Origin of the sequence: Serratia grimesii NBRC 13537, from assembly GCF_001590905.1 — a bacterium.
Classification (GTDB): Bacteria; Pseudomonadota; Gammaproteobacteria; order Enterobacterales; family Enterobacteriaceae; genus Serratia; species Serratia grimesii.
Genome location: NZ_BCTT01000027.1, coordinates 1 through 4,386 on the forward strand (window position 1 = coordinate 1; position 4,386 = coordinate 4,386).

General features: G+C 53.5%; 7 protein-coding genes. All 7 read right to left on the reverse strand.

Annotated features, from left to right (window positions below; translation table 11 throughout):
- Positions 1 to 465 (reverse strand): replication initiation protein (locus tag SGR01S_RS23355; RefSeq protein WP_174522167.1); only part of this gene is annotated, 465 nt, incomplete at its 3' end.
- Between the two features lie 193 nt (positions 466 to 658).
- A complete protein-coding gene (nadS, locus tag SGR01S_RS23360; protein WP_001697687.1) occupies positions 659 to 943 on the reverse strand; it encodes a NadS family protein in 285 nt (94 codons plus the stop codon).
- 1 nt (position 944) lies between these two features.
- Positions 945 to 1,277: a type II toxin-antitoxin system RelE/ParE family toxin gene (locus SGR01S_RS23365; RefSeq protein ID WP_001715142.1), complete on the reverse strand. Its 333-nt coding sequence runs from the start codon at positions 1,275 to 1,277 to the stop codon at positions 945 to 947.
- 60 nt (positions 1,278 to 1,337) lie between these two features.
- A complete protein-coding gene (locus SGR01S_RS24700) occupies positions 1,338 to 2,900 on the reverse strand; it encodes a relaxase/mobilization nuclease domain-containing protein (RefSeq protein ID WP_001715143.1) in 1,563 nt (520 codons plus the stop codon).
- A complete protein-coding gene (locus SGR01S_RS23375; RefSeq protein WP_001715145.1) occupies positions 2,890 to 3,216 on the reverse strand; it encodes a plasmid mobilization protein in 327 nt (108 codons plus the stop codon). The genes SGR01S_RS24700 and SGR01S_RS23375 overlap by 11 nt, the downstream gene beginning before the upstream one ends.
- Before the next feature lie 244 nt (positions 3,217 to 3,460).
- Positions 3,461 to 3,961: a restriction endonuclease subunit S gene (locus tag SGR01S_RS23380; protein WP_001715146.1), complete on the reverse strand. Its 501-nt coding sequence runs from the start codon at positions 3,959 to 3,961 to the stop codon at positions 3,461 to 3,463.
- The coding region (locus SGR01S_RS23385; protein ID WP_174522168.1) for a primase C-terminal domain-containing protein at positions 3,961 to 4,386 on the reverse strand (426 nt) is incomplete at its 5' end. The genes SGR01S_RS23380 and SGR01S_RS23385, both read right to left, overlap by 1 nt.

Below are 4,386 nucleotides of genomic sequence, written 5' to 3' on the forward strand. Positions count from 1 at the left end.
GGCCAGCCAGTCCAGCGTGTAGAGTTCCGGCTGCCAGACGGCAATTTTCCAGTGACCATGGTTCGGGTTCTTGCAAATTAACCCCGAATATCCCGTGTCAGCATCCAGTTTTTTACGTAGCGCGTTCTCTACGGCAGCGGCGTACTTCAGCGGCTTCATTTTTCCATCTGGTGCAGTGCGTATCGAGGTTTTCAGCGCATAGAGCAGGTGAGCATGACCATTTTCGGGGTTGGTGATGGTCAGCGTAGGCGCGGGCGCATTGCGATCGCTCCAGTCGATGGCGGCACCGATACGGTCAACGTCAAAACCGAGCCAGAACATGGCGTGAGGCTGGTTGAACTGGATGTATTTCGCCAGAATCGCGCGCTCCTTACCGGCAATGCGTACACCAAAGTGCAGATCGTCCGAAAAGTACGGCTTGTGCGGTAAGCGTTCGTTGAAAAGTTGGAGTGCAGCGTTATTCAAAGCGCCCTGCACTTATGGCGGGCTGTTGTCTGGCACGTTTCATGTGCTAATATCCTTTCAAGGTTTCGTACCTGGCCCTGGTTATCATGCGGATCCGCCAAGATTTGAGCATGATGCCGGGGCTTTGTTTTTTCTGTTGCCGTTAAATTACACGCGAACGGCCTCGCCTGTCGAATCCTTCTGTCACAACGGCTTAGTGCGCCGCCAGCTCCTGGAAGAATTTCGGGTTCGCCTGGATGGTTGCCAGCACCTTCGCCGCCAGTCCGGTCGGATTACGGCGTCCGGTTTCCCAGCTTTTTATGGTGTCGAGGCTGGTTCCCAGCACTTTCGCCATCTCACTCTGTGAAACGTTCAGTTGTGCCCTGATAGCCTTCACGTCTGCCAGCTCGTAACGGGTGACGCGGGCAGGCTCTCTGACGCCGTTTTTGATTTCAACGGCTTCTTCCAGCGATGCTTTCAGCTCGTCAAAAAAACTCATGTCACACCTCGTCTTTCAGTTGTTGGGTCAGCGTCTTCAGCGCGGCTTTCTCCGCGTCCGTCAGGCTGTCTTTGGTGCTTTTCGGGTAGGCCATCACCAGATAAATCACCTCGGCGGTGGCCAGAAAATAAATCACCCTCGCGCTGCCGCTTTTTCCCTGGTTGCCCGTCGCCATTCTGACTTTTCGCAGCCCGCCGGTTTTCTGGATGAGATCGCCTTTGTCCGGCGACTCAATCAGCGTCTTTTGCAGCTCCCTGAGCTCTTCATCCGTGGCGATCTGTTTTATCTGACGGGTAAACATCGGGGTCTCGATAAATTCAATCGTGTGACTCACGGTTGTCTCCTGTATTTAACGGAGTACATAGTACACTTAATTCTGATTCCGGAAAAGAGGTCACATCGAGGGGCCATAGTACCGGGTCGGCTTTTTCTGCGGCTCCGGCTGTTGCTCGCGCAGCTTTTCCGCACGGGCGCGGTCATGCTGCGCAATCAGCGCATCAAGCGGCTGACGTTCCTGCTCAAGCTCTCGACCTGCGCGCGCAAGCTCTCTACCTGACTGCTCAAGCGCTGACACACCCTGTCGCTGTGCGTCAGCGCCTGTGAGGTAGCCTCGAACATGTGCTGCAAACTGCTGTAGCTGTCCTGCCACGCCTCCTGCTGTTGCTCGTAGCTTGCCTGTAAGCTCTCTAAGGCGCTCAGAAGCTGTTTTTCCATCTCGGTCATGGTTTTGCTCATCCTCGGTGTTAAAACCGCTCAGACGCGATTCAGGGCGTTCTGATGAGGTTATTTCGCCGTGTATTTCACCACGGTATTCCCGGCCTGCGAGGTGTAGGTTTCCACGCCGTGCGCCTGCTTCGGCAGCACCGCCAGGTAGGTGTTCCGGTTCTTTTCGTCGCTGTAAATCGTCACGCCCGCGCCGCTTTTCGCTTTCAGGCTCGCCAGCAGCTGACTGTAGCTGTCCATTTCGCTCAGGCGTGAGGTGATGATCGTGCCTTGAAACCAAATTATCCCGCCCAGGATGCCAATCAGCAGGGCGAAGCAGATGAATATCCACGCCATCGCCGTTGAGACTGACGTTCTGAGCATGCCCGTCAACCTGCCGTTCTGCTCGCGGATAGCGTTGCTGATGCTCTGCGAGCTTGATTGCAGTTCCGCGCTGATAGACTTCTCCAGCCTCGCGAACTCGCGCTTCACGCTCTGCTCGGTATCCTGCGCCTGCTGCTTCGATTTCTCCTCGAAGCCCTTCGCCAAATTTAAAATCTCGCTCATAAATCATTCCTTTCAGCCGGATATTTCTGCCGCCGTCCGGATCGGCAATGCTGATGCTGCTTTTCGTTTCCCGCGCCACGGTCAGGCCGTAGCTTTCCAGCTGCGTCACCACGTCCTGCCGGCTGCGGATCACGCCCTGCTGCATCAGGTTCATCAGGCCGGCGGTGATTTTCTCTGCCGCCTGCTGTTTGTCGCGGGGCAGATCACTGGCCTGCGTAAGCGGGCGGCGGTAGGTCGGGTCATTCGGGTCGCGTAGCCCCAGCCGGTCGTTGGTCAGGGTCTGCCAGGCGTTGACGCGGGGACGGTCGGCGCGGTCGAAATAGGGTTGCAGACGTTTCCCGCTCTGTAATTCGATGTTCGGGATCACGAAGTTCAGCTCGAGGCGGCCTTTGTCCTGATGCTCAACCCACAGACAGGCGTACTGGTCTTTGTCGAGACCGGTCATCAGTGTCTGTTCCCATTCGTCCATAAGACGCGCCTTTTCAGGCTCGGCAATGTCGGCTTCCTGAAAGGACAGCACGCCGGAGGTGTAGGCACGGGCAAAGTCACAGCCGTCAATCAGTTCGCGGGTGCGTTCGGCGTCTCCCCGCAACACGCGGGCGTCACTGCGCTGGCGATCTTTGCCCAGCAGGTAATCAACGGGGCCACTGCCCGAACCGGCACCCCGTGAGTGAATTTTAACGATCACGGTGCTGCTCCAGCAGTTCACCGAGATTGCGGTCGAGGCTGTTTAACACCGCCAGCAGGGACACACGCTCAGTGGGATTCAGTCCGTCGAGCTGGTTAAGACGGCGGGCGATCTGGTTCAGGTTGTTGCCAATCCCGCTGACCTGTCGCAGCAGTTCGGGCGCCACATCGGGCAGACGGCGCTTTCTGGCGGTGTGTTCTCCCAGACCGAGCTGACGCAGCCATTCGGCCAGATGGGTTCGGTCACACCGGTCGATCAGACGCTGATGCTCTGAGTCAGTCAGGCGGATTTTGATCTCTCTCGTGCGCTTTTCCATTCTTACTCCGCTGAGAAATATTCGCACCCAAAGTGCGAAAGTTTCGCAGTGGATGCCCGGGGTTTCGGGGGGCGGCGAGCCCCCTGAACCAGTCACAGACGGCACCTCGTAGAGGGGACGCTGTGTGTACTGGCTTAAAGAGTAATGCAGTATGTCAGATTCTGTGCTGGCTGCAAAAAAAAAGCCCCGCTTATACGGGGCTGTTATCTGATATAGGTTGTTTTGTCCCAAACTACGAAAACAGTCAGGCTGGATTATAAAATGGATATATGTCTTCACTGAGGGTTTTACTGATAGTGACCGTGCGCTCGTGGAAAAATTTCAGCAGTGTATCTAGTACTTCGTTTGATAGAATTTGTTGATGGATGGGATTAACCTTCAATCCGCAAAGGTCCCCAATGACTTGATTAAGAAACCAATAACCCGACATGTTCCCTTGAGAAAACCAGCGGGTGTTATCAGATAATCTTTCCAGCATACTTTGATCATCTGTTGAATCTAGGTAGTGCTTTACAAAACCAATAACTTTAACTCTTACAGCGTCTGATTTTCTCCCATGTTCCTTAAGATAAGTAGCATTGAGAAAAAGCCCAGCGGCTAAAAATACAACACCTTCGCCATCAACGATGGTTACGCCATTAGCTTCAACTATGGCTACAACCTTCTTTGCAACACCTAGAATCTTATCGCTAACGTATAAGTCGACTTGATTGCTGCTAATTTTTTTTCTAAAAAAACCAAACATTATAACCCTCTAAAATCTCTATACCATTTAGAACGACTGATTCCTAAATTAAGCCAAGGGCTTCCGACAATCTTTGGCCTTCCCCCTCCTCGACTTTTCATTCCTCTTTTCGATTGAATTTCAGATGAGTGAGTATCTGCAACATATTGCAAAAAATTAGCTTCAGAGAAGTTTTTGTATGTCCATTTAGCAATGCTCTTAGCTATTCCACTAACTTCATTTTCATCCAGAGGGGCAGAAAATTGCAGGTTGTAAGCTCTGGCCCGCTCATAGCAGGCTTGCAGCCATTGCTCATACTGCGGCCAGCCCTGACGGATAGCGCGGTAAGCCCACTTGCGTGTTTTATCGAAAAGAGTGCAGTTACGGCCTAAGCCGTAATCGGCAACGATTTCTTTATCGTTCGCGGCGTTCAGGTCGAGCGAGTC

Excerpts from the sequence above, each read along its gene's own strand:
- nadS (WP_001697687.1), bottom strand. The coding sequence starts at position 943 with ATGAGTTTTTTTGACGAGCTGAAAGCATCGCTGGAAGAAGCCGTTGAA.
- SGR01S_RS23375 (WP_001715145.1), bottom strand. The coding sequence starts at position 3,216 with ATGGAAAAGCGCACGAGAGAGATCAAAATCCGCCTGACTGACTCAGAG.
- SGR01S_RS23380 (WP_001715146.1), bottom strand. The coding sequence starts at position 3,961 with ATGTTTGGTTTTTTTAGAAAAAAAATTAGCAGCAATCAAGTCGACTTA.